Here is a 23,474-nt window from a genome sequence, read left to right as displayed (position 1 = left end):
GAAGGGTTACTTCGTGGCTTTTTCCATTCGCTGCAGGAATTTTTCTGCATTTTCAAACTGAGTTAATGTCAGACCATCAATCCAGACACCTTTGGCGTTATAGAAGATCACTGTCGGTAAGCCCTGGATATTGTATTTCTTTTTAAGAACTTTCAGAGCTGGCGATTCTTTGGTTGCGTCGTATTTTAACAAAACGAAATTGCCACCCATGGCGCGAACACGCGGGTCTGTGAAAGTGTTTTCCGCAAGCTCGTGACAAGCAGCACACCACTCAGCCCAAAAATCGATGATCACGGGACGGCCGTCTTTCACAGCCTGAGCCAATGCTTCATCTGTGTAAGGTTGCCAGTTCAAAGTTTGAATTTGATTAATGGAGTTATCCGCCATCACGCGACCACGAATATAAGGACGCAAATCAAAGACAGATAAAACGATATATCCGATACCCACAATCAAAACGGCCTGCATGATACCTTTTTGAATGTGTTTGCGAGGACCACTGCCGCCACCTTTGGTTGGCAGGAAAGCGCCATATACACTCGCCAGAATCACTAAGCCTAAACCCAAAGATCCATCAAACCAGCGCACAGGAAGCAATAGCTCCAAGTAGTAATAGAAGGCAGAAAGCATCAAAGTTCCAAGAATGAATTTGAACCAAACCATCCATGGACCCGAGCGCGGAAGTTTTTTAACCAACTGATTGGAAAGACCTAAAGCGATAAAGATCAGACCCAAACCCAGAGCGTACACAAATAAAAACAAGAATCCAAAAAGCATGTTTTTGGTGGAGGCAACATAAGTCAGAATTGCCACAAGTACGGGTCCCACGCACGGGCTTGCGACTATACCAGCAAATAAACCTGTCAGATAAATTCCCACGATGCTTTGTTTTTGCTTTTTCGCACCCAAGCGATTTCTTAGGAACGCAGGAACTTGCAGGTCATACAAACCATACATCGATAGCGCCATCGCCAAGAAAATCACACAGACAACAGACAGAACATAAGGGTTGCCTAATGAGGCTCCGAAAACATTTCCGCTGGTGGCAGCAGCCAATCCCAACAAAGAATATGTCGTTGCGATACCCAACACGTACACGCAGGAAGTAAAAAAGTTTTGTAAGCGCGAGCGCTGTTCGGCGTGATTACCTAAAACTGCGAGAGTAATGGGAATCATCGGGAAGATACACGGAGTGAAGCTTGTGAAAATCCCCGCAAAGAAAACGAAAACCAATCCCGCCACCATACTCGAACCCAAGTATTTGGCAAAATTGCTGCTATCGAAAAAGCCATTGGCCTTTTCCTGAACCGTGGGCATGTTTTGAATCTGAGCAGCGCCCTCAACCATCGGTGTGATAATCGGAACTTCTAAAGTTTTTGTCGTCGGGAATAAACAGAACTGATCGGAGCAGGCTTGATACGTCAGTTCCAACTTCATCTTTTCATATTTTTTTAAAAAGCGAGTCGGGGCTTCGATATGAGCTGTCAGAGTTCCTTCACCCACCAAACCGGTGCGTTCGCGTTTTGAGAATTTGTCATACCACTTCGTTACGGGCTCCAATTTAAATGGCGCCACTTTGAATCCATCTGGTTCATAGATGACAACTTTGAATTGATCCTCGTAAGCGTGGAAATTCTCCGGAAGCTTTAATTTAAAAGTCAGGGAACCTCCCTGCCCGGGGCTCCATTCATACGGAAGGACTTGAGTCTCGACTAAAAGAGGGTCGGTCTCTGAAGCAGTTGTCTGTGCCCAAGACGTAAGTCCCGTGAGCAGGAAAGAAACGATAAGGAAAAGGTTCTGCATTGTTGCTTTCATATATTTGTCTTAGTCCCTCTCCCGACTATGGGCAAGATTATTTGCCGATGACTCAATTCTAACATGTATCAAACCGATAGAGAAACTGAAGAGGTCATATTCTATGGGTTTTGTAGGTATATTGATAGTTTTCGCGACAGTTTTCGGGGGCTATATTGCCGGTCACGGTAAGATGGGCGTCATCATCGAAGCTGCGGGTCTTGAGATGGTTATCATCGGGGGAGCTGCCTTCGGTGCATACGTTATTGCCAACCCAATGAAGATCGTAAAGATGGGGATTAAACTTTCCATCAAAGCGATGACTTCCAAGGGTCCACAAAAGTCAGACTATGTTGAACTTTTGCAAATGCTTTTCCAACTTTTCCAAGTCTTCAGAAAAGAAGGTCCTCAAGGTATCGAGAAACATATCGAGGAACCGGAAAAGTCTGACATCTTTAAAGCGTACCCAAGCTTTATGCACAACCATCATGCCGTAGATTTTCTTTGCGACACGATGAAGGTGACTTTGTCTTCTGAACTTTCTCCTTATGACGTTGATGATCTTTTGGATGCGGATATCAAAGGTATCCATGCCGAAGAACATCTAGCACAACATGCCGTCGCCGCCGTAGCCGGTGGTTTCCCGGGACTAGGGATCGTTGCCGCCGTACTTGGTATCGTTAAGACCATGGGTGTCTTGACGGCGGGTACTGAGGTGATCGGTGAGTACGTTGCCCATGCCCTCGTGGGAACGATGTTAGGGGTTTTCTGTGCTTACGGTTTGATCGAGCCGACTGCAACAAAAATGGCAGCGGATATCGAAGCGGAAGGTCGCTACTTGGGTTGTATTAAAGCTGCGTTGGTGGCTTTGCAACGTGGAGCTCCACCGATCGTGTGTGTAGAGTATGCTCGTCGTTCGATCATGCCGGAAGAAAGACCGACATTTAACGAAGTCGACAAAGCTACAAAAGAAATCAAGAAAGCTGCGTAATGTGAACAGATCGGGAGCCAGGATTACGGCTCCCTCTGGATTAAGGAAGAACAATGGCAGAGAAGAAACAGACAATCGTCATCAAAAAGATCATCGTCCAAGGCGGCGGTGGACACGGGGGCTCCTGGAAGGTTGCCCTTGCTGACTTTATGACGGCCTTGATGGCCTTCTTCCTGGTTATGTGGATCGTGGGCCAATCTGATCAAACGAAAAAAGCCGTTTCAGATTATTTCTCCACGCCTTCAGTTATTGAATACAATTTCCAAAACTTCGGGGTTGAACTGACTCTTGAAAAACTTTTCCTGGATCTTTTGAATGAGCCGTTAAAGGCCTTCCAAAGTTTCATGGAGCCAATGGATAAAACTCCAAATCTATTGGATATGGGTTCTGCAAAAGTAGTGGCTGCGTATATGGCTGACCAGATGAATGATGTCGCTAAAAACGTAGTGGTCACTCCCGAGGGTTTTGATTTCGATATTCCTGATTATATGTTGTTTGAACGTGGATCTTCTCAGCCGAATGCTAATTTTGTCCAAGTGATGGATAAAATCAAAGGTGTGACGGCAGGTTTGAAAGATGCCGAGATCAAACTCACATCAGGATTGTTTGTGCAATCGGTTCCAGATGGTGCTTTGATGACGGCGAATCGCGTGGCTTCTCAGCGTCTGGATATCGTTCGTAATAAAATTGCCGCTTCTTTGGAAAGCAGCACTGTGAACGTCAACGGAGCCATCAGCGTGAAAGAAAAACGCGGTGAAGTGGATCCTAAAAAGCTGGTGGGTTTTATCAAAGTTAAGATTGCCCAAAAAGAGCTTACATCAGACGGTCGTAAGCAACGTAAGCTTGAATCGATGTTTGGTTCAAAAAACGTAGATATGTCGGTTTATGATAATTTCGTTCAGCAGGTGTCCACTCGTCGTAAAGAAGAAGCACAACAAAAAAAGCCTCTTCGCGAGCAAGTGAACGATGAATTAAACGAAGCAGCTAAAAGCCCGTCTTCGCTGACAGAATAAAGTAAATCTCTCCGGTGCCATCCAGGTCACCGGCTGCAGAGGTGCCGGTTACGGCACCTTCAAAGAATATCGCTCTCCACTGAAATCCCAAAGCCGTTCGAAGATCAAAATAGCTGCTGATGGAATCCACGTCAGGAGTATTGTATCCGGCTTCGTTATCCCATTTCCAGTCTGTGAAAACGGTAGTGACTTTGCCGAACCCGATTCGCATCGAACGTTTCTTTGTGCCTTCCCAGTTACTTAAGTTGTCTAAAGTTACGCGGTAAGTTCCAAAGTTTAAATGCAGACCCAGGATGTTTCCGTTGCGAGCACCTTCTTTATAGTAGGTGCTATAGGAATACATAATCACCGCATTCGACTCCTGGCTGAAATCGATTTTGATATCCGCATTAGCGCGAAGGTTGAAGTGATCGTCACTGTTTTTAAAGTTCGTGTTCGAACCCCACAGTCCCATGCGGAATTGAGGTCCAAAGTTAAACCAGAAAGAACCTTGCAAAGCGGGCGAGCCGTCTGATTGGTTCAATCCGTATTCAACGTATTGAGACAGCAGTGACACGTCACCGGTCATTTTAAAGGTTGGAGTGTTTTCAGCAGCTAATGCCACCGAATTCAGACCCAAGAGTATAATGATAAAACTGATGTATCTTCGCATAGATAGTGGGTTTCATTGTGAACGAAGAAACTACAAAATAAAAGAAAAGCCGTCGTGGAGCTGGACCAAAAGCCTAGGAACGGGGTATGAAAGCCCCATGAATTTAGAACTTCCTTTAGATGAGTACACGTATATCGCATTCGACACTGAAACCAGCGGAGCCTATCCAGTTGGCTATGACATCGTCGAGTTCGGGGCGGTGAAGTACTTTAAAGGCGAGGAAGTGGATCGCCTCCAGTTTCTTTTAAAGCCCCGCGAGTTGATGAGCGATTATATCATCGGCATTCATGGCATCACTAATTTGATGGTCGCGGATGCTCCATTCATGGGTGATAAAATTCATCAGATCCATGAGTTCTTTAAAGGCTCTGTGGTGATGGCTCATCATGCTCCCTTTGATTTGGGATTTCTATCTATCGATTTTGAAAAAGCCGGTTTGTCTTTGCCGACGGAGCCAGCTCTCTGCACCAGCCTTCTTTCGCGGAAATGGATTCACGGTGTTGAAAATCATAAGTTACAAACATTGATCAAGCATTTAAACATTGATGGTGGTCAGGCCCATCGTGCTTACGATGATGCAAAAGCTTGTCTGTACGTGGGTTTGGAATGTTTTAAGAAAATGGGTGAGGGTGCCACTCTCGAGCACGCTATCAAAAGTCAGGGTAAGAAGTTGTGGTGGAAAGATTATGCTATGCACACCGTAAATGACACCAACCTAAAGACGATGATTGAATCGATTCATACCAAAAAAGATTTGGACCTCGTATATGATGGAGGCTCAGCTAAGGGTGAAACGCGCCGTGTGAGCCCCATTGGGATCGTTCGTAATCCAGATGGCGACTTTCTTATGGCCCTTTGTCAGAGAGAAAATACTAATAAACGATATTATCTGTCTCGTATCAAAGATGTGGGAATTGTTTATTAACCCTCACCTTGACGCATTCTAAATCGGATACATGATTAACTTATGACCCTGCACTCACAGCAGGGGAAAGGTGAGACCATGTCATTCGTATCTGGCTACCTTCCTGTTATTCCGCTAAGAAATGCCGTTCTGTTTCCCGGTGTCAGCATGCCTTTGCGGGTTGGAAGAGACCGCAGTATTCAAGCTTTGCAAAAAGCCTTAACCAATCAAAAGTGGATCGTTTTACTAACGCAGAAAAATCCTGACGGCACTGTGGAAAAGCCAGAGGATATGCATACAGTCGGTACTTTGTGTAAAATTGAATCTCATAAAAAAGAAGATGATGGAAGCTTTACGATTTTCGTAAATGCCCATCAGCGCATTCGTGCGCGTGAAATGAGATTTGAAAATGGAGTCTATGAGACTTTGACGGAAGGAGTTGAAGATATTCTGGTTGCTGATCAGAAGACCGAGGAAGCCTTGCTTGAAAGCCTCAAACAGATCGCTTACGACACTGTTGATTTACTGGGCAAACACATGCGCCGGGTAAAAGAATGGATCGCAGAGATCGAGGAGCTATCGCTCCTTACTAATGTTTGTGCGGCTCATGCGGACTTCACCCTCGCTGAAAAGCAGGGGATTCTGGAAACTTCAGATGTACGTGAACGTGCTTTGAAAATTCTGGATCTGATGAAGGAGCAAAAAGAACGTCTGAAAATTCAGATCGATATCCGTCAAAAGCTAAGTGAAAACATCAATCAAAGCCAGAAAGAAAGTATTTTGCGCGAGCAAATGCGGGTCATTCGCGAACAGTTGGGCGACGAAGACAACAACGATGTCGCGGATAACTTCCGTAAAAAAATTCTTGCGGCAGGAATGCCCGACGAGGCCTTGGCGTTAGCGAATTCTCAGTTGAAGCGCTTGGAAAACATAAACTCAGCATCGCCTGAGTACCAAATCATCCGTACGCATCTGGATCTGATGACAGATTTGCCGTGGAGTAAATCTTCGCCGGATCAAGAAATTGATCTGGAGAAAGCCGAAACGATTCTGAACGAGGATCACTTCGGCATGGATAAAATTAAAAAAAGAATCCTGCAGCATTTGGCGGTGATGAAACTGCGCAAATCCCATCAGGGTTCGATTCTTCTACTCGTAGGCCCTCCGGGTGTGGGTAAAACTTCACTTGGTAAAAGCATTGCGCGCGCGCTGAATAAAAAATATGTGCGTGTGGCTTTAGGTGGTGTACGTGATGATGCGGAAATCCGCGGTCACCGTCGTACTTATATCGGTGCAATGCCGGGTCGAATTATTTCCGGAATTAAGAAAGCCGGTGAAAACGATCCTGTATTTGTACTGGATGAAATCGATAAACTATCGCGCAGCTTTAATGGTGACCCTGCTAGTGCCCTGTTGGAGACTTTGGACCCTGAGCAGAACAATACTTTCCAAGATCACTACCTGGATACGGCTTATGATCTTTCAAAGGTCCTATTTATCGCCACAGCGAATGCGCTCGATACGATTCCAGGTCCTCTGTTGGATCGTATGGAAGTGATTGAGCTCACTGGTTATACAATTGAAGAAAAGAAAAACATTGCGAAACGCCACTTGTGGCCGAAGCAGCTCATGGAGCATGGTATCGAGTTAACTCAGCTTGAGATCACCGAAGGTGCCTTGACGAAAATGATCACGGACTACACACGTGAAGCGGGTGTACGTGAGTTGCAACGTAAAATTGCGACGATTTGTAAATTCATGAGCTTAAAGATCTTGAAAGCTGAAGGTCAGAAACTGATCGTGGATATTAACGATCTGGATGACATCTTTGGTGCAGAAAGATTCTCGGCAGATTTGACCGAAACAGCATTGCCACCGGGAGTGGTGACAGGACTTGCTTGGACGCCGGTGGGCGGAGATATCCTGTTCATTGAAACCGAAGAAATGGCAGGTACGGGTCAACTCCTTCTAACCGGGCAACTGGGTGAGGTGATGCAGGAGTCGGCGAAGATTGCGATGAGCTTATTGAAAGCGCGTTTACCGCTGATGGATCCGTCGGTGGATTTCACTAAAAAAGAAATTCACGTCCACGTTCCAGCGGGTGCTATCCCTAAAGATGGCCCTTCTGCCGGAGTGACAATGTTGACGTCGATTGCTTCAAAATTATTGAAGAAACCGGTCAATCCGAAACTGGCTATGACGGGTGAAATTTCCTTACGGGGAAGCGTGCTACCAGTCGGTGGGATCAAGGAAAAAGTCATTGCTGCCCACAGAGCAGGAGTGACGGAAGTGATCTTGTGTAAGAAAAACGAAAAAGATTTGCGCGAGGTTCCTCAAGAAATCAAATCGTCGATGCAGTTCCACTTCGTCGACAACGTGAATGATCTGCTAAAGATCGCCTTGGAAATTGATTTCCCGGCTTACAAAATAAGTGCGAACAACACAACGCCCTTATTCCCAAGAGCTATGAACTAAAGGTACGGACACACTTTCTCCATAAAATAACAAAAAGCCACAGAGATGAATCTGTGGCTTTTTGTTTTATGGAGAAAGTGTGTCCGTACCTTATTGTCTGGGTTTGTCGTCGGGATTCATCCCGTCGTCATTAAATTCTACGACGTTCACGGTGCGCTCGGCCTTGATGACGTTTAGGCGCTTGGTGATTTCTTCAGCTAAGGCTTCTAGCTCTTTAAACTCGTCTCCTTTACGAACTTTCAGTAAAGGAATTTTTTCGCCTCTCATGATGCCGTACAGATATCTTTCAAAGGCATAGATCGGGCCTGCGATACGGTGGGAAAGAACTTTACCGACTGCGAAGGTGATCGCACAAAATGCCACGCAAATGATGATGAAGGTAATTACATACGGAACCAAGAACTTATTCAGAAGGAACTGGTTATTACCTACAAGTTCTTGAATCGTTACGCGAAGGTATGTGTACGAGAATACCAAGCTAATCAGCGTAAGACTCAAGCCTACTGCCATCATCAGGATGCAGTACTTTAATTGGAACGAAAGATTCACCCAGAACTTTTTGCGCGAATTGTTTTCGGGCCACAACAATTCGCCTTCACGAATGATCGCAAACACGATTAGCGCATAACCCACCCATTGCAAAGCGTCCGCGATATTGAATGCAGGACTGGATAGGGAAGGAGTTCCGACTACGATAAAGTCGACAACATAACCCCATACGATACGATCCGCGACGTTCCCCAAAATCCCACCGATTAAAATCGAAAGACCACAACGTAACGTCAGAGACTTAATTGGTAACATGTACTGGATCAGCGCATAGGTACACAAAAGAAACGCGCCACCCGTCGAAAGGGAAACGATACGCAAAACTGAAGGCAAATCTGAAAACAGGCCTAGCATTGCTCCGTGATTGTGGTGCAATACAAAATGTAGTGGGCCGTGGGATTTCACGGAAGTGATATCCGTCGCCCACAATTTAGTTACGCGGTCGACCAACCAGGTCGCAACAAGTGGAAGTATAACAATGAGCCATTCGCGCTTTTTCATTCACCACAGTCTAACAAGACACACTTCATTTGTTGCGAACAGAATTTTCAATCGCTACCATTGTCTAGGAAGCTTGATCGTGGATTTTTCCGGCGTTGCTCGTCGTCGGCGTACAGGGAGTACGCCTTCCTCCTCGCGCCTTGGCAAAATCCACGCTTAAGCTTCCTTAAGTTGTTCATGGAGGACTTCAAATGCGTCTTTTAATTTTTGCTTCTTTGATTTTGATTAGTTTTTCGGCACATGCTGGGTTGGATGCTAAGGGTGCTGCTGAGGAGATGCAGAGTTTGGCTAAGAAGCATAAGGTCCAGCTGTCGGATTTGGGGATTTATGCTTCTGTTGGTGAAGGGGAGAACTTGAAGGTTTTGCTCGACAACAATGGGTCTAAGATGATGATTCCGGCGTCGATTACGAAAGTTGCGACGGCTTCTGCGGTTTTGGCTACTTTTCCTCCGGGGCACAAATTTAAAACTCAGATTTGGACAACGGGCGATGTTGATAAAAAAGGCATTCTTAAAGGCAACGTTTATCTAAAGGGTGGCGGAGATCCTTCTTTCGTTTCTGAAAACATGTGGTTTTTGGTGAATGCATTTTTGCGTAACGATATTAAGCGCGTTGAAGGTGATATCATTGTTGATGATTCGTTATTTGATAAAATGCGCTACGATATCAGCCGTCAAAAAGAACGCGTCGATCGCGCTTATGATGCTCCAGTGGGTGCAATGTCTTTTAATTGGAACTCAGTGAATATTTTTGTTCGTCCTGGGGATAAAACGGGTGATGATGCACGCGTTTATGTTGATCCAGAAAACGAATACATTCGCTTGGTCACGAAAGCTAAAACCACTTCCGGTTCTGATAACAAATTACTTGCTGACCGCAAAGAAGATCCTAAATTTGATGGCGATCTTTTGCATGTGGGTGGCAGTATCGGTAAGAACAATAAAGAGATCACCGTCTTTAAGAACATCACTCAGCCAGACCTTTGGTCAGGTTATAATCTGAAATCGTTCTTGGCGCAAAGAAACGTCATGGTTACGGGTGCTGTGAAATCGGGGGCCACTCCCACGACGGCTGCACTCGCTGCGGAATCGGAAAGTAAAGCGATCGAGGGCATCGTCGCAGATATGAATAAATTTTCGAATAACTATGTGGCAGAGATGCTGACGAAAAACATGGGCACACTGAAAAAAGAAAAAGGTGTGACGTTAGCCGACGGCATGATGGCCATTCAAGAGCACATGCAAGCTTTGCAAATCCCTAAAGATCAATACCACTTAGAGAGTCCCTCGGGGCTTACGCGTGAAAATAAAATGTCTTCGTTTGCGATGTGGAAAGTGCTTCAGCATTTGCGTAATGACTTCCGCGTGCAACCTGAGTTTCTTCAAAGTCTTCCCATTGCGGGAATAGATGGAACCCTCAAAAAAAGAATGAAGGGAACAAATGCGGAGCGCTGGGTACGTGCTAAAACGGGATATATAAATAACGTTGTTTCTCTAGCTGGTTACGCAGGTCTAGAAGACGGTACTGTTATTACGTTCTCCTTTATATACAATGGGGCAACGGATGAGGCGATGGTTCGACAATATTTTGATAATCTTCTGAAAAGTTTGATAAAGTGATTAAGAAGAGAACACCAGAGGGGATTTTTCTCGTGAAGAACTTTGTCGTTTCATTTTTAGCCACGGCTTTAATAGCACCTGCTGCCTACGCACAGGATGTGGCCGACATCATTCCCAACGTGGTTCCTCAGGTTTTGCCAGAGAGTCGAAATTGGCGTGCACCCATTTATAAGAATCAAGACAATGCTCTTGGATATAATTCCAGAGCTTTCGCCACTCCGAAAGGAATGGAAAAGCAGGTGCAGTTCTGGGTCGATGTGTATTCCAAATACACTTCCGAGCAGGGCATCCTGCATGATTCCGATAATGTTGAAAAAATCTATCAGATCGTTGATTTGAAAGGTTTGAAAACAGATCGCGAACGCCAAAAGAAAATTGATATTGTTAAAAAAGAAATCAGCGATAAATTGAACCTCAGTAAAGAGCAACGCAGCAACCTGCGTTTTCAGTTGGGGCAAAAAGATCGCATGCAGACAGCGATTTTCTATTCCGGCCGTTATATCGAAGATATGGAAAAGATCTTCCGCGAAAACAAACTGCCAGTTGAGCTGGTTCGTCTGGTTTTCGTGGAAAGCTCTTTCAACATCAATGCAAGATCCAAAGTGGGGGCAAGTGGAATGTGGCAAATCATGCCATACACGGCTCGCCCATACCGTATGATTTCTTCATCCGTGGATAAAAGAAATCATCCGATGGAAGCCACAAGATTTGCTGCACGACTTTTGCGTTCCAATTACAACATGTTGGAATCTTGGCCCTTAGCGGTCACAGGTTACAATCACGGTCCGACAGGTGTGGCTAAGATGACCAAGAAATATAAATCCCGTGATTTATCTTACTTGGTGGATAATGTGTCGTCCCGTCAGAGCTTTGGTTTTGCGTCTCGAAATTTCTATGCTTGCTTCCTAGCGGCTTTGGAAGTGGAAAGAAATGCAAATACCTACTTTGGTGGCGTGTTATGGTCGAAACAATTAGACTCGCAAGATCTGAAACTTCCCAAAGCGATTAAGTATAAGGATCTGGTGAAGTGGTTCGATGGCGATCATCAAAAAGCTCAAGTATTCAATCCGCATTTAACTTATCAAGTAATTAAGAAAGGTTTGGCGATACCAACGAAAACAGTCGTTGCTCTTCCAAAAGATAAATACAACATCGCCTTGATTTCGCTCGCTCACAAAGGCCGCACGATTGCTTCTGATAAGAACTAATTTTTAAAGAGTTTAAAAAACAAAAAACCCGGTATCTCTACCGGGTTTTTTTATTTCTTAGCCTTGGTTTTCGACTGGAAGATCCAGGTATTTCATAAACAGCTTCGTCATTTCACCTAGGATAGACGGGTCGTTGATGTAATTTGGATTATCGATGGCCATTGTGTTTGCCAAACCGATGAAGGCATTCACCAGGATGTAGGAGATTTTCTCCATATCTTTGCCAGGAACTTGCGGAAGATTGTATTTGATCGTTTCTTGGAAGAAACGGATCGACTCAGAGATGTATGCAGCATCTGCTACGTAATATTGAATCGTTGTAAGTTTCGCGCGCAGTTCATATTGACGGCGGTATGTTTCAAAAGACAGTTCCAACATCGCGCGAACTCTTTGTTCGGGCGGCAGAGGGAAAATCGTGCGCATTTTTTCGCTCAAGATGCGTTTATCTTCTTCCATCAAGTTTTTAACGACTGCTTGAACGACAGACTCTTTGTTGCCAAAGAATTGGTACAAAGAACCGATACTAACGCCGGCTTCTTTCGCAATTTTGTCTGTTGTAATTGAATAGAATCCTTCGGAAACCAACAAGCGAGAACATGCGTCCAGAATAGTAGATACTGTCTGACGGGAACGTTCTTGAGTGGGCGCCTTAACAATGATCTTAGTTTTCTTCGCTTTTTCTTTTTCCATAGACTGAATCATTTGAATGATTCTCCCTTTCCTTGTGGACGAGAGTCCTCTGAGGACAGAATAGGTCGAGCTGGACGCGGGAGGCAAGTCTGGTTTTTTACAAACCTGTAATGAATGGGTAATGTTCAGGACTTAGGTCTAGCTCCGGAACCCGCTAAGCCGGGAGGGGTGCACTTTTGCAAACGCGACACGGCGTCGTGCCTCGCCATCGCCGGCTTCGCCGGTTCGCGGATGTGAAAGGCTCCTGCCTTTCACCCTTCGGGCTTCGCGCAAAAATAGCATCCTGCTATTTTTGTCCAGCGCCGATGGAGGTCGCTTTTTGCAAAAGTGCACCCCTCCCGGCTTAGCTGGTAGCCAGTGTCTTTACCTAGTTTCGAACATTTCTCTGATTCGGAGAAGACCAGTTCTGGCTTGTTCGCCGTTGGCGAACTCGCTGGGTTTTTTGGCTGAAGCCTCCCTTCGGGGGCTCGCCGCTGGTTTTGGGAGCTGCGCTCCCTTCTATTGTAATTCGTTTTCGCAGTATTGTAGGCCGCGGTCGGTGTTGGCTGGGTAGCTCATGGATTTGGCTAAGCTTAGGCATTGTTTTTTGCTGATGGTTTTATTGAATTCGCGGATGCAGTGCCATTTGGTTTCGTCGCCGCTGTCGGCGTATTCCATGTTTTTGGCTATTTGGGCGCACTCTTTGAGGCTGATTTTTTGTAAGTCATAGAGGCAAACCATGCGGGCGTCTTCGGCGTTGTTGGAGTATTCCATGGATTTGGCCAATGTCAGGCATTGGCCTGCGGATAGTTGGTTTTTCTTTTTCTTTAGGCATTTTAGGCGGTAGTCGTCTCTTTGATCCATGGCTAAGCTTGAACCTTTTGGGGGTTGGCATGATGTGGCTCTGCCTGTGGCGGCGCCGGCATCAATGGCATAGATCGACATGACTGTTAGAACTGAGAAAACTATTTTCAACCAACGTGAATCCATGGCGAGGTCCTTTTGCAAATTAAAAGCCTCGTTAAACTAGCCTATATTTCAGATGAGCTGCAAAGCCTTGTCTAAGAATGTGACAAGCAACATTCAGCGCCATCCAAAAGGTGCCTGCCGGTTTCTGCAGAAGCGCTGCATCTGCAGAAACCGGCAGGCACCTTTTGGGATTGGGATTAAAGGTAGGTCACTTTTTCTAAAGTGGGGGAAAAGTCTGGTTAATGCGGCGCAGGTGTTGGTAAGCCCAACGCCTTATGAAAAATCTATTTATCTTCTTGTTCTCTTTGATGGTTTTCGCGCCGGCTTTCGCTTCTGATATTCTGGGTCCTAACTTCCATGAGGTGGATAAGGGGAATCTTTATCGTTCGGCTCAGTTGGATCCTTTGGAATTCAAACGCTACATTAAAAAGTACAAGATCCAATCCATCATTAATTTGCGTGGGGCGGAGCCTCTTTCTTTGTGGTGGCAGCAGGAACTTGCAGTCAGCAAACAGTTCGGCGTTATTCACTATGATATCCCGATGACGGCAGAGGAAATTCCTCACCGTAAGAATCTTTTGAAGCTTTTGGATCTGTTGAACATGGCTCCTCGTCCAATCTTGATTCATTGCCAAGGGGGCGCGGATCGTTCGGGTGAGGCGAGTGCGATTTACCAAATGGTTTATCAAGGTAAGAGCAAAGAAGAGGCTTTGAAGCAGCTTACTTTCAAATACCATCACGTTGAGAAATTTAAACCAGCGAAACGCTATTTCATTGAAAAAGTATGGCAGGGCGAAGAGTGGGCATTTGCTAACTACGATCCATGCAATGCCAATTACAAGTACTACAATAAAAAGAACGTTTACTGCCGCGATTATTCTGCTGACGATTTAGAGTGGTAATTTTTGAAAGGAACCTGAACTACCAACGAATTGGTTCAGGTTCTAGTTCAACGCCAAAGCGGGCTTTTACGTCCGCGCAGACTTGAGTGGCTGTGGTCCAAACATCGTCGGCGTTTGCTCCACCGTGATTGACCAATACCAACGCTTGCTTTTCAAACATGCCGACCGGTCCGATCTGTTTGCCCTTCCAACCGGCCTGATCAATCAACCAACCAGCAGCTAATTTCACTTTGCCATCCGCATAAGGAAAGCTCACCAAAGTGGGGTATTTCTGAATCAGCTGATCACGAACTGCCACGGGTACAATGGGATTTTTAAAAAAGCTTCCCGCATTTCCGATCACTTCTGGATCAGGAAGTTTGCTGGATCTGATTTCACATACGACTTTAGAAATGTTGCGGGGATTTGCTTCCAAACCCTGGCGTTCTAACTCTTTGCGAACATCACCGTATTCCAGATTTAATTTTCCCTGCTTAGGCAGGCGGAAAGTCACTTCCCAAATCAAATACTTGCCCGCGCCTTCTTGTTTAAAGAAGCTGTCGCGGTAAGAAAAACGGCATTCTGAATTGCTGAATGATTTTAGCTCGCCCGTTGCCAGTTCCACACAGGTGACTTCGAAAATGGAGTCTTTCACTTCCACACCGTAAGCACCGATGTTTTGAATCGGGGAGGCGCCCACTGTGCCTGGGATCAGAGATAGATTTTCCAAGCCCCAAAAACCCATGTCCAATGTCCAACGAACAAAGTCATTCCAGATCTCTCCAGCTTGAGCTTTGACGAACCACGCACTTTCGTCTTCGTGAACTAATTCGCGGCCCTTGTTGGCCAAGCGAATTGTCAGACCTCCGACTTTGGCTGGCAGAACTAAATTCGATCCGCCACCCAGAATGCGCCAGGTGATTTTTTTTAAGGGTTCGTCTTTAAGGAGTGCGTGGACATCGATAATGGAATGCAACTCTGTATAGAGCTCTGCCGTGGATTTTAAACCCAGGGTGTTTAACGTGCTGAGATCATGTTGTGCGAGAAGTTGCATTGACGGAAACTATATTAAAAAACGCCTGCCTTGGCCATCATTCTTTCTAGGATGTCGTCTTTGTGAATGAAACATATGCCAAGTCCCAAACCTTTGCTCCAGACGACTTCTGCAGCCACATTATAGACGCGTTTTAATGATTCTAACTCGACAGTAAGGTTTAACAGGTCACCTTTTTGCGGAACATAATCACCGGTTTTAACTTCGAGATAAGCTCCCGTAGCCGACAGGTTACGCATCTGTGCACCGGATTTACCGATGTGGCCGTAAACCTCAAGCTTAGCTTGTTCTTTCGTTTGAAAGCGTTTGGAGCTCATTCATCCACCTCAAATAATACTCCTGCAGAGCAGAAGTGCTTACTCCTGTGGAGCAGGAGTGCATATAACTATTCTCGGTTGGTTTGAAGAAATCTCTAAGGTAAAAAGCTTGCAATCTCATAATGAGATCACAATCTGGTCCCTACTTTTTCAGGTACGTAAGAAACGAAAAAGGAATAGGCAATTCCACGTCTCGACGTTCAGTGAGATTGAAAAGATTTTGGTCAATTTCTGGATAATAAGTATCACCCGGAAACTCGCGGTGGATCAGGGTTAGATAGACTTTATCTGTGAGATTTTTCGCAAATGCCTGCTTATAGATTTCACCACCACCGATGATGAAAACTTCATCGCCCCATTGCGCTGTCAACGGGCGCGCGTGCGCCACAGCCTCTTCAAGGCTCGACACAAAAACCACGGGGCTTTTTTCAGTGCTTTGAAATGACTGCTTGGAAGGATCGCGAGTCACCACAATGTGGTAGCGGTTCGGTAGCGCTTTGCCATTGAAAGAATCAAAAGTCTTACGACCCATGATCATGATGTGACCCTTCGTAGTGTCTCTGAAAAACTTCATATCCTCTGGCAGATCCCACGGCAGTCCACCTTGGGTTCCAATCACACGATTTTCAGAGCAAGCTACGATATGGGTTAAAATCATACTGCCACCGGAGCTTTGATCGCAGGGTGCGGATCGTAACCGACGATTTCGATATCTTCGTATTTGAAATCGAACAGGTTTTTTACGTCTGGATTTAGTTTCAGTTGCGGCAGAGGTCTTTCCTCGCGCGCAAGTTGAGTTTGTACCTGCTCGATGTGATTTGAGTAAATATGCGCATCACCCAAGGTGTGAACAAAGTCGCCAACTTGTAAATTGCAAACCTGTGCGATCATATGCACCAGCAAAGCATAGCTTGCGATATTGAATGGCACGCCCAGGAAAATGTCGGCGCTACGTTGGTAAAGCTGGCAAGAAAGTTTTCCGTTCGCCACGTAAAATTGAAAGAATGCATGACATGGAGGCAGAGCCATTTTTTCAACGTCACCAGGGTTAAAGGCAATCACCAACAGACGGCGAGAATCGGGATTCTTTTTGATTTGCTCAACCACGTTCGTGATTTGATCGATCGTACGACCATCAGCAGTTTCCCAGGATCTCCACTGCTTGCCATACACCGGACCCAAGTTGCCGTTTTCATCAGCCCACTCGTCCCAGATGGTCACTTTGTTGTCTTTCAAATACTGAATATTTGTTTCACCTTTTAGAAACCACAAAAGCTCATGAAAGATGGAACGCGTATGAAGCTTCTTCGTCGTTAAAAGAGGAAAGCCTTTTTGCAAATCAAAGCGCATTTGATAACCGAACGTAGAGATCGTACCCGTACCGGTGCGGTCTTCTTTCTTAGTTCCGTTCTCGAGGACGAATTTCATTAGATCATGATACTGTTGCATAAGAACCTCTGACGTGCGTGCGCGAAAGCGCAGTGATACCTCTAGTGTATTGAGTCGGTTCACGTTGTCTAGCGGCGCACATCGCAGCAACGGATAATGTTGGCGATGACTACAGGCATAACATGAGTCAGGTGACCGTTTGTTTCATGGAACGAAGGCGCTGGAACAGCCGTAGAGGGGCCATTGCCTATGTTTTTTACAGGCGAGTAGTTCCCAGGGCGAATGATTTGCAGTTAACAGGGGGCACAGGAGTTGTAAGGGATAGCGCAGGTGAAGGAGAACCCCCATGTCTCGCTATCATGAACCTCTAGTCTATGGAATAACGATTGCTATCGTTGCAGGAGTTATTTGGGTTGCAGAAAAGACCAAAGGTCCCGCGGTCAGTACCGTGCCCGTGACTGCTGCGAAAGCCGAACCCCTGCAATTCTCTCAGTCAAAAACTTCATCTCTTTTAAAACATCAAGCGCCTAAAAAAGGTGCGGTTGGTTTTGATCCAGCTCTAGTTTTGTTGGATCAAGAAGTAGAGGGTCTTTATAAAGGTCGTCGCGACTGGAAACAACGCGAGCCGGTGGTGCGTGCGCAAATGGAGAATCTGTCGATGGCGGAGCTTACGACATTGGCAGTAAAGGCTGTGGATACTTCAGCTACCATGAGCGAGCGCCAGATGAGTGTTTACTTATTAAGTCTTGCGGGCCTTCGCGCGCACAATGCTTTATTTGATATCGTTAAAACACCATTCTCTGCACCTAAAACAGCGGCGAAAATGAAATTCACTCAAGATGAAACGTCTTTGCGAGTAAGAGCGCTGCAAGCATTGGATCAAATGGCCTTTTTGAATCCAGCGCAACTTCAGAAAACGATGAAGATCGTGATGAAATCGCCAGCTAGCCCGCAGCTTAAAAACTATGCGCAAATCAGTTTGAACGGCATCACGCGCGGTCAGCCTGGCAAACTCTCACACTGGTTAAATCAAACGATCGCATCTGCTGGAGATCAATAATGAAAGTGAAGATTGCTTATACTCTATTTGTTTTGCTGTGTTTAGGAATGGGATATTTTCACGGAAAATCCTCTGCCATTGTTGACAACCAATTGAGAGACCAAGTACAACACACAGTATCTGTTAGGGAGTAGTTGGTTTGTTTTGGTTCTAAACCAGGCAAAAGCTTAAGCCGACATACTGAGATCTGATCCTGAATTAAGGCAGACTCCGGTTTAAGCGCGACGATCAAAATATTTCGGCAAGACCGAAACATCCGATCCAAGTTAACGAGACTGACACGAGTGCTACTGCATTCCGAAATTTATCGGAGCAGCAACACCGTGTGGTCTCGTTTTTTCGTTTAACGAGCCACCGGTTTACAAAACTGGAGGGCTTCGTGGAAGCAATCATCAATTCATTCTTGTTAGTGGCCGCAACCGAGATGGGTGACAAAACCCAATTGCTCGCATTAGTACTGGCATTGCGTTTTAAAAAGCCCTGGACGATCATGGCGGGGATTTTGGTGGCGACCATTGCGAACCACTTGTTCGCAGCGTGGGCGGGCGAGGCGATCGCTTCTTTCGTTTCTCCTGAGGTTCTGAAATGGATCCTTGCGATCACATTCTTTGCTTTCGCGATTTGGATTCTTATTCCCGATAAAGACGACAGCGATGAAAACAAAATGCGCGCGAATCCATTCCTGACAACGTTGATTTTATTTTTCGTCGCAGAAGTAGGCGACAAAACACAGCTATCGACGGTGGCTCTCGCAGCTAAATATCAGAACATCTGGCTGGTCACATTCGGCACAACTTTGGGGATGTTATTCTCTGATGGTTTGGCGGTTTTCTTTGGGGAAAAACTTTTGCGTCGGATTTCCATGAAATGGGTTCATATCGTTTCCGCACTAATTTATGTCGCATTCGGTGTAGGAATTCTGTTTAGTTAAACCAACGAGAGTTGTATTTCTCCTTACTTGCAACGCCTAAGGGCTAGAATGTAAGGAGGATATTACACCTCACATCGGTGGTGTTCGATCTGAGTAAATAAATCGCTCAAATCGGTTTATTACTGAGCGGTCTATATCTAGTTCACCTTGAATGTGGTCTACTGACTTCACTATTTCGTCGTTCTCTTAGTTCATTAGATTCCCTTTTGTCCTTTTTGTGAATGGCCCCTAGCTTTATAAGGAGGCAAAAATGGGAAAAAAAATATACGTAGGTAACCTTGGCTTTAATGTTGATTCAGATCAATTGGCCACCACATTCGCTGCATTCGGCACAGTTGAATCAGCAAACATCATCACAGATCGTGAAACAGGTCGCAGCAAGGGTTTTGCCTTTGTTGAAATGGCTACTGATTCTGAAGCGACGACTGCAATCGAAAAATTGAATGGTATGGATCTGTCTGGTCGTGCCATGAATATTTCCGAAGCAAAACCTCAAGCTCCACGCACTGGCGGTGGTGGTGGTTTCCGTGGTGGTTCTCGCGGTGGCTTCGGTTCTGGTTCTCGTCGTTCTTACTAATCGAGATTTGTTGTTGTTATTGCAGACCTGCCTTTGTGGGCAGGTCTGTTTTTATTTAAGGAGTATCAATGGCAAAAGATGATTTGTTAATGATCGAGGGAAAAGTTTCTGATCTAAAGGGTGGCGGTGTTTACTTCATCACTTTAGAAAATGGCATCGATATCAAAGCCAAACTATGTGGCAAAATGAAAAGATTTAATATCAAAGTTGTTGTCGGCGACCGAGTGACTGTCAGCGTTTCCCCTTACGATCCTACGCATGGTTTGATCACCCACAGGTTCCGAGTTTAATGAGCGAACCTAAAAAAAATTGTCGTAACATGAATCACGGCAAATCAAATCCCCCAGTCAGCTATTGCCCCAATTGTGGTGATAAATTTAAATCGGGTGCGGTCCGTTCCTGTGATCGTAGTAAACATCTTGAGCGTCGCAAACAAGGCAGTCTGTTTTGTTGTGATTGCGGCAAAGACTTTAAAACTCTTTAGAGTGTTATCCCGTTCGACAGTTTAAACCCAGAAACGGCACCGTTTTCCTGTTGTTGCCGTAGGCCTGTCTCAGTCTGAGAATTCAAATTTCAGCTCGAAAATATGCTCCTTTGAGGAGGGATAGTTAGGCTCCCTTTTGGTACTCCCTTTGCATTTTGATCAAGCATCGAGGAGATTTTTATGAATAAGGTTTCTTATTATTTTGCGGCACTTATTTTGGGTTTCACAATGTCAGCTCAAGCACAATCCGGAGCCCGCACGAAATTCACTCCTTCTTACGCACAAGCTGAAGTTGAAGCAGCCAATGAAATGTCATCTGAAACGACAATGTCTCAACGTGCGGAAGTTTTAGCTCCACGCACGATCCCCAATCCTTGGGTGACGCTTGAGCCTACAGTCGGTTATATCAGCTCTACATTTAATGGTATCGAAGGTCAGTACGGCGCTGCTGTCGAATATGCTGAACGCATGCAGACGGGCGTGGCAGTTCTTGTCGGTCGCGGAATGTGGCAGTTCGAATCAGGTCTCATGTATTCCACTCGTGGTGGTAAGATCTCGAATATGACTACGACGACAATCTATGGTTCAACGACATCAAACCTAGATATGAAGCTTTCATATTTTGATATTCCACTCGTAGCCCGAATGTCTTTATTTCACTCATCCCGCTCTCATGTGTTTTTTCGTGGTGGCTTAGTTGTGGGAATTTTGGACAGTGCTAACGTGGATATCAATGGCAGTTATATGACGTCTTACGGCTTAAACAGTCTGAATACCTCGATGGACATCAAAGACTATTTCAATTCCACAGACGTCCGCGGTGTGTTGGGAGCAGGTTATGACTGGAAGTTCTCTCGCCGCGTGGGTTTCATTGCGCAGGCAGAAGTTCAACAAAGTATCTCGAAAATTAACACCGATAAATTCGTCACCAATCATGATGTCTTTAACATGGGCGCAGGCATCAGCTTGGGCGTTTCTATTAAGCTCTAGTCAGTTCGATCTATCGCTTAAAAACAAAAAACCACAGCTTTGTTGGCTGTGGTTTTTGCATTTAAAGAGGACAGTGTCCTCTGAATCGCGAGCGTAAAAACTATTGGAAGTTTTGAACTTGCGCGATGTACGGAAGGTTGCGGTAGTAACCTTGGTAGTCCAAACCGTAGCCCACAACGAAGTCATTCGGGATCTTGAAACCAACATGGTCAACGTCACATTTCACTTTCAAAGCTTCTGGCTTTTCAAGCAACGCGATTGTCGTCAAAGATTTTGGTTTGCGAGACATGATTGAGTTTTTCAAGTAGTTCATTGTCAGACCCGTATCCACGATGTCTTCAACCAGGATCACGTGTTGGTTTTCGATTGGGGAAGCAAGATCCAAAGTCACTTTCACTTCGCCAGAAGAAGAAGTGCCACCGTGGTAAGAAGCTACACCAAAGAATTCGCAAGTGATGTCAGCATTGATGGATCTGATCAGGTCAGAATAGAACATGAATGAACCCTTCAAAACGCAGATCGCGATGACCTTTTCGTTTTTGAATTGTTTCGTCAAGATTTCGCCCAGCTCTTTAACTTTGAGTTGGATTTTTTCTTCAGAGATATAAGGCTTCAAAGTTAAATTCGTCATGGGGAACTCCTAAACAAATGAATTATTCATGATCTCGCCGAAACCACCGCCGCCAGGAACGATGTATTGATGATCGTTCAGGCCGCGCTCCTGATCCCAGAATTGGCCCGGTTTTGCATCTAAAACTGCCTGAGGGGATAGCCCACGGTCAAGTCTTAAGGCATAGATTACGACTTCAGGATGAGATCCTAACAAATTCTTCAAGTACTCGGGGGTTATGATCAGGTTTAAAGCGATAAATTTTTTAGCCGGGCCTTCAATATGCTGCTTATAGTGATTAATGGCATGGATCATCGTGTTGCCAGTGGCTCCCATTGGGTCGGGCAGAATCACGCAGGCATCCTTTACGTCACCACCGATTTTCATTCCGCCGAATTCAGCTCCGGTGACGGTGTGTTTGCTGTCTGTCATACGGGCTGAAAAGATATGGTCCTGGCGAACGTTCTTTGCCGGTAAAGCGAAATGCAGAAAGTTATAACAGATATGGCTTGGGTAAGTTCCCGCACGAGCCAGGTTTACGCTGACGGCCTTTTGAGCTTGAGCGATGCGGTGGCTATGCAATAATTTGTCGGGATGAGCTTCCGTCATGCGCGTGGCTTGAGTGAAAGTTTCGCGATCAAATTCATTATTTACGGTTATGGAAATCAAGTGTGTGTATAGCACCTCAACGATTCGATTGATTTCAGGTTGAAAGCAATCCGGGGAGCAGGCTTTGGCCAATAAACCACTTAAGAACGGGCTGTCGATCAAATGAACGCGGGGACCGTAAGAGTGTTCTAATTCTTGTTGAAATTGAGCCATTAGGACCTTTCACGCGAAATCGGGGTGGAAGGTCTTCAGGTCGAGGACTATTTGTTGTCGTATTCGACGAAGATCACGAATTCGCTATCGCCTGCTCTGAATTGAGGAGAGCGCAGAATTCGGTATACATCAATCCCTGCCAGCTCGTCATCATTTTCAAGATTTGACTGAGTGGGCATAACACCGGTCATGAAAAACCCTGTTTCCGCGCCGATCTCGAATATAGCGGGGAAGGACTTTCTTTGAATCTCTAACGCACCTGAGGGGCCGGCTTCTCTCCAGGTTCTTTGGATTTCTAAATTACCACGCAGGTTCGCGCCATCCATGTCCGCAATTTCAAAGAATGTGGTGTGGCCGATTTCAACAGTAGGGTTGGAGCGGTCTTTCAAACCATAAGACCACTGCAAAGTTTTATTGCTGTCCAAGTTGCGCTCTTCCTTATGAAGAACCTTGATGCCGGGAGTTTGCAGTCGCTTATTAAGTCCTGGAATGATTCCCGCAGAATAATCGGCGAAATTCATAAACTGACCTGTGCCACGGCTTGCATCCATTAAGCGGCCCAATGCAGGGCGCGCGACTTCGGCATAATAAACCGTTAAATGCGGACCAGAAGTTTTCGCCGTTGCCGCGCGAACTTCTTTTTTCGGTTCATCTTTTACAGCGTTTGCTTCAGCAAATGCTTTGGCCGCTGCCAAATCGGCGGGAGCATTCGGAGCGTCAGCACTAGCGCCCGGGGGAGTTGGTGTATTTACCGCCACTTCCGCGGCAGTCGCAGCAGGGCTCACTTCAGGAGCTGGCGGCGGTGGAGGAGGAAGATTCTTAGAGGAATTGACCTGAACCATCGGTCTTGAGGTGCTTGCAACGTTGGTCGTATTTTGCTGATTGTTTTTATAAAGGTAAAAACCACCACCACCTACAAGAGCTGCTAACACCACCACATGAATCACGGGATTCTTAAAAATCGTTTGGTACCAAGGCGCTGCTTGTGGTTTATAGCTTTCCATATCGACGCCAC

The 23,474-nt window shown here is 45.6% G+C and carries 24 protein-coding genes; 12 read left to right on the top strand and 12 right to left on the bottom strand.

Annotated elements, in window-relative coordinates; genetic code table 11:
- Window positions 1-6: 6 nt before the first annotated feature.
- Entirely contained in the window at window positions 7-1,815 is a 1,809-nt protein-coding gene (locus ACLSU7_RS09050) for a protein-disulfide reductase DsbD family protein (RefSeq protein WP_413295209.1), read from the bottom strand.
- Between the two features lie 103 nt (window positions 1,816-1,918).
- On the opposite strand from ACLSU7_RS09050, the gene motA reads away from it, so the two are divergent.
- Both motA and ACLSU7_RS09040 read left to right on the top strand, forming a co-directional pair.
- Window positions 1,919-2,785: a flagellar motor stator protein MotA gene (gene motA, locus ACLSU7_RS09045; protein ID WP_142698960.1), complete on the top strand. Its 867-nt coding sequence runs from the start codon at window positions 1,919-1,921 to the stop codon at window positions 2,783-2,785.
- 53 nt (window positions 2,786-2,838) lie between these two features.
- Window positions 2,839-3,798 (top strand): flagellar motor protein MotB, encoded by a 960-nt coding sequence (locus ACLSU7_RS09040; RefSeq protein ID WP_181606167.1) that lies wholly within the window; start codon window positions 2,839-2,841, stop codon window positions 3,796-3,798.
- Here ACLSU7_RS09040 and ACLSU7_RS09035 read toward each other — a convergent pair.
- Complete coding sequence (locus ACLSU7_RS09035; RefSeq protein ID WP_413295208.1) at window positions 3,770-4,417, bottom strand: TorF family putative porin; 648 nt, start codon at window positions 4,415-4,417, stop codon at window positions 3,770-3,772. The genes ACLSU7_RS09040 and ACLSU7_RS09035 overlap by 29 nt on opposite strands.
- Window positions 4,418-4,547: 130 nt before the next feature.
- On the opposite strand from ACLSU7_RS09035, the gene ACLSU7_RS09030 reads away from it, so the two are divergent.
- Both ACLSU7_RS09030 and lon read left to right on the top strand, forming a co-directional pair.
- On the top strand, window positions 4,548-5,375 hold the full coding sequence (locus ACLSU7_RS09030; RefSeq protein ID WP_413295207.1) for an exonuclease domain-containing protein: 828 nt from the start codon (window positions 4,548-4,550) through the stop codon (window positions 5,373-5,375).
- Window positions 5,376-5,453: 78 nt separating this feature from the next.
- Window positions 5,454-7,829: an endopeptidase La gene (lon, locus tag ACLSU7_RS09025; RefSeq protein ID WP_413295206.1), complete on the top strand. Its 2,376-nt coding sequence runs from the start codon at window positions 5,454-5,456 to the stop codon at window positions 7,827-7,829.
- A 90-nt stretch (window positions 7,830-7,919) separates the two neighbouring features.
- Here the strand turns inward: lon and ACLSU7_RS09020 are convergent, their stop codons facing one another.
- Entirely contained in the window at window positions 7,920-8,879 is a 960-nt protein-coding gene (locus ACLSU7_RS09020) for a signal peptidase II (protein WP_413295205.1), read from the bottom strand.
- A gap of 191 nt (window positions 8,880-9,070) precedes the next feature.
- Here ACLSU7_RS09020 and dacB point away from each other — a divergent pair, with 191 nt between their 5' ends.
- Complete coding sequence (dacB, locus tag ACLSU7_RS09015; protein ID WP_413295204.1) at window positions 9,071-10,498, top strand: D-alanyl-D-alanine carboxypeptidase/D-alanyl-D-alanine-endopeptidase; 1,428 nt, start codon at window positions 9,071-9,073, stop codon at window positions 10,496-10,498.
- Window positions 10,499-10,530: 32 nt separating this feature from the next.
- Window positions 10,531-11,706, top strand: a complete 1,176-nt coding sequence (locus ACLSU7_RS09010) for a lytic transglycosylase domain-containing protein (protein WP_413295203.1) — start codon at window positions 10,531-10,533, stop codon at window positions 11,704-11,706.
- A gap of 57 nt (window positions 11,707-11,763) precedes the next feature.
- Here the strand turns inward: ACLSU7_RS09010 and ACLSU7_RS09005 are convergent, their stop codons facing one another.
- A complete protein-coding gene (locus ACLSU7_RS09005; protein ID WP_413295202.1) occupies window positions 11,764-12,408 on the bottom strand; it encodes a TetR/AcrR family transcriptional regulator in 645 nt (214 codons plus the stop codon).
- A 486-nt stretch (window positions 12,409-12,894) separates the two neighbouring features.
- A complete protein-coding gene (locus ACLSU7_RS09000) occupies window positions 12,895-13,365 on the bottom strand; it encodes a hypothetical protein (protein ID WP_413295200.1) in 471 nt (156 codons plus the stop codon).
- 254 nt (window positions 13,366-13,619) lie between these two features.
- Here ACLSU7_RS09000 and ACLSU7_RS08995 point away from each other — a divergent pair, with 254 nt between their 5' ends.
- Window positions 13,620-14,246 (top strand): tyrosine-protein phosphatase, encoded by a 627-nt coding sequence (locus tag ACLSU7_RS08995; RefSeq protein ID WP_413295199.1) that lies wholly within the window; start codon window positions 13,620-13,622, stop codon window positions 14,244-14,246.
- A 19-nt stretch (window positions 14,247-14,265) separates the two neighbouring features.
- Here the strand turns inward: ACLSU7_RS08995 and murB are convergent, their stop codons facing one another.
- From murB to ACLSU7_RS08975, 4 genes are all read right to left on the bottom strand, one after another.
- On the bottom strand, window positions 14,266-15,279 hold the full coding sequence (gene murB / locus ACLSU7_RS08990; protein ID WP_413295198.1) for a UDP-N-acetylmuramate dehydrogenase: 1,014 nt from the start codon (window positions 15,277-15,279) through the stop codon (window positions 14,266-14,268).
- Window positions 15,280-15,293: 14 nt separating this feature from the next.
- A complete protein-coding gene (locus ACLSU7_RS08985) occupies window positions 15,294-15,596 on the bottom strand; it encodes a PilZ domain-containing protein (protein ID WP_142698972.1) in 303 nt (100 codons plus the stop codon).
- Between the two features lie 142 nt (window positions 15,597-15,738).
- Window positions 15,739-16,254: a dihydrofolate reductase gene (locus ACLSU7_RS08980; RefSeq protein ID WP_142698973.1), complete on the bottom strand. Its 516-nt coding sequence runs from the start codon at window positions 16,252-16,254 to the stop codon at window positions 15,739-15,741.
- Window positions 16,251-17,045 (bottom strand): thymidylate synthase, encoded by a 795-nt coding sequence (locus ACLSU7_RS08975; RefSeq protein WP_413295197.1) that lies wholly within the window; start codon window positions 17,043-17,045, stop codon window positions 16,251-16,253. Before ACLSU7_RS08975 ends, ACLSU7_RS08980 begins: the two co-directional genes overlap by 4 nt.
- 286 nt (window positions 17,046-17,331) lie before the next feature.
- Between ACLSU7_RS08975 and ACLSU7_RS08970 the strand changes: the two genes are divergently transcribed.
- From ACLSU7_RS08970 to ACLSU7_RS08950, 5 genes are all read left to right on the top strand, one after another.
- On the top strand, window positions 17,332-18,045 hold the full coding sequence (locus tag ACLSU7_RS08970; protein ID WP_413295196.1) for a hypothetical protein: 714 nt from the start codon (window positions 17,332-17,334) through the stop codon (window positions 18,043-18,045).
- 379 nt (window positions 18,046-18,424) lie between these two features.
- Window positions 18,425-18,976 carry a TMEM165/GDT1 family protein gene (locus ACLSU7_RS08965; RefSeq protein WP_413295195.1) on the top strand — a complete coding sequence of 184 codons (552 nt, stop codon included), beginning with the start codon at window positions 18,425-18,427 and terminating at the stop codon, window positions 18,974-18,976.
- A gap of 250 nt (window positions 18,977-19,226) precedes the next feature.
- Entirely contained in the window at window positions 19,227-19,553 is a 327-nt protein-coding gene (locus ACLSU7_RS08960) for an RNA recognition motif domain-containing protein (RefSeq protein ID WP_413295194.1), read from the top strand.
- 68 nt (window positions 19,554-19,621) lie between these two features.
- A complete protein-coding gene (infA, locus tag ACLSU7_RS08955; protein WP_142698978.1) occupies window positions 19,622-19,843 on the top strand; it encodes a translation initiation factor IF-1 in 222 nt (73 codons plus the stop codon).
- A 374-nt stretch (window positions 19,844-20,217) separates the two neighbouring features.
- On the top strand, window positions 20,218-21,027 hold the full coding sequence (locus ACLSU7_RS08950) for an outer membrane beta-barrel protein (RefSeq protein ID WP_413295193.1): 810 nt from the start codon (window positions 20,218-20,220) through the stop codon (window positions 21,025-21,027).
- Window positions 21,028-21,127: 100 nt separating this feature from the next.
- Here ACLSU7_RS08950 and hpt read toward each other — a convergent pair whose 3' ends face one another.
- The 3 genes from hpt to ACLSU7_RS08935 are packed head-to-tail and all read right to left on the bottom strand — an operon-like array spanning window position 21,128 to window position 23,463.
- The gene (gene hpt / locus ACLSU7_RS08945) at window positions 21,128-21,658 is read right to left on the bottom strand and encodes a hypoxanthine phosphoribosyltransferase (protein ID WP_413295192.1); all 531 of its coding nucleotides are present in this window, start codon (window positions 21,656-21,658) and stop codon (window positions 21,128-21,130) included.
- Window positions 21,659-21,667: 9 nt separating this feature from the next.
- Complete coding sequence (locus ACLSU7_RS08940) at window positions 21,668-22,459, bottom strand: uracil phosphoribosyltransferase (protein WP_413295191.1); 792 nt, start codon at window positions 22,457-22,459, stop codon at window positions 21,668-21,670.
- A gap of 47 nt (window positions 22,460-22,506) precedes the next feature.
- Window positions 22,507-23,463, bottom strand: a complete 957-nt coding sequence (locus ACLSU7_RS08935; RefSeq protein WP_413295190.1) for a hypothetical protein — start codon at window positions 23,461-23,463, stop codon at window positions 22,507-22,509.
- Window positions 23,464-23,474: the final 11 nt, after the last annotated feature.

The organism is Bdellovibrio sp. HCB185ZH (genome assembly GCF_047302455.1).
Lineage (GTDB): Bacteria > Bdellovibrionota > Bdellovibrionia > Bdellovibrionales > Bdellovibrionaceae > Bdellovibrio.
This window is presented reverse-complemented; position numbering and strand designations above follow the sequence as displayed.

Coding starts and splice junctions, on each gene's coding strand:
- ACLSU7_RS09050 (WP_413295209.1), bottom strand. CDS start 1,815: ATGAAAGCAACAATGCAGAACCTTTTCCTTATCGTTTCTTTCCTGCTC.
- motA (WP_142698960.1), top strand. CDS start 1,919: ATGGGTTTTGTAGGTATATTGATAGTTTTCGCGACAGTTTTCGGGGGC.
- ACLSU7_RS09040 (WP_181606167.1), top strand. CDS start 2,839: ATGGCAGAGAAGAAACAGACAATCGTCATCAAAAAGATCATCGTCCAA.
- ACLSU7_RS09030 (WP_413295207.1), top strand. CDS start 4,548: ATGAATTTAGAACTTCCTTTAGATGAGTACACGTATATCGCATTCGAC.
- lon (WP_413295206.1), top strand. CDS start 5,454: ATGTCATTCGTATCTGGCTACCTTCCTGTTATTCCGCTAAGAAATGCC.
- ACLSU7_RS09020 (WP_413295205.1), bottom strand. CDS start 8,879: ATGAAAAAGCGCGAATGGCTCATTGTTATACTTCCACTTGTTGCGACC.
- dacB (WP_413295204.1), top strand. CDS start 9,071: ATGCGTCTTTTAATTTTTGCTTCTTTGATTTTGATTAGTTTTTCGGCA.
- ACLSU7_RS09005 (WP_413295202.1), bottom strand. CDS start 12,408: ATGATTCAGTCTATGGAAAAAGAAAAAGCGAAGAAAACTAAGATCATT.
- ACLSU7_RS09000 (WP_413295200.1), bottom strand. CDS start 13,365: ATGGATTCACGTTGGTTGAAAATAGTTTTCTCAGTTCTAACAGTCATG.
- ACLSU7_RS08995 (WP_413295199.1), top strand. CDS start 13,620: ATGAAAAATCTATTTATCTTCTTGTTCTCTTTGATGGTTTTCGCGCCG.
- murB (WP_413295198.1), bottom strand. CDS start 15,279: ATGCAACTTCTCGCACAACATGATCTCAGCACGTTAAACACCCTGGGT.
- ACLSU7_RS08985 (WP_142698972.1), bottom strand. CDS start 15,596: ATGAGCTCCAAACGCTTTCAAACGAAAGAACAAGCTAAGCTTGAGGTT.
- ACLSU7_RS08980 (WP_142698973.1), bottom strand. CDS start 16,254: ATGATTTTAACCCATATCGTAGCTTGCTCTGAAAATCGTGTGATTGGA.
- ACLSU7_RS08975 (WP_413295197.1), bottom strand. CDS start 17,045: ATGCAACAGTATCATGATCTAATGAAATTCGTCCTCGAGAACGGAACT.
- ACLSU7_RS08970 (WP_413295196.1), top strand. CDS start 17,332: ATGTCTCGCTATCATGAACCTCTAGTCTATGGAATAACGATTGCTATC.
- ACLSU7_RS08960 (WP_413295194.1), top strand. CDS start 19,227: ATGGGAAAAAAAATATACGTAGGTAACCTTGGCTTTAATGTTGATTCA.
- infA (WP_142698978.1), top strand. CDS start 19,622: ATGGCAAAAGATGATTTGTTAATGATCGAGGGAAAAGTTTCTGATCTA.
- ACLSU7_RS08950 (WP_413295193.1), top strand. CDS start 20,218: ATGAATAAGGTTTCTTATTATTTTGCGGCACTTATTTTGGGTTTCACA.
- hpt (WP_413295192.1), bottom strand. CDS start 21,658: ATGACGAATTTAACTTTGAAGCCTTATATCTCTGAAGAAAAAATCCAA.
- ACLSU7_RS08940 (WP_413295191.1), bottom strand. CDS start 22,459: ATGGCTCAATTTCAACAAGAATTAGAACACTCTTACGGTCCCCGCGTT.
- ACLSU7_RS08935 (WP_413295190.1), bottom strand. CDS start 23,463: ATGGAAAGCTATAAACCACAAGCAGCGCCTTGGTACCAAACGATTTTT.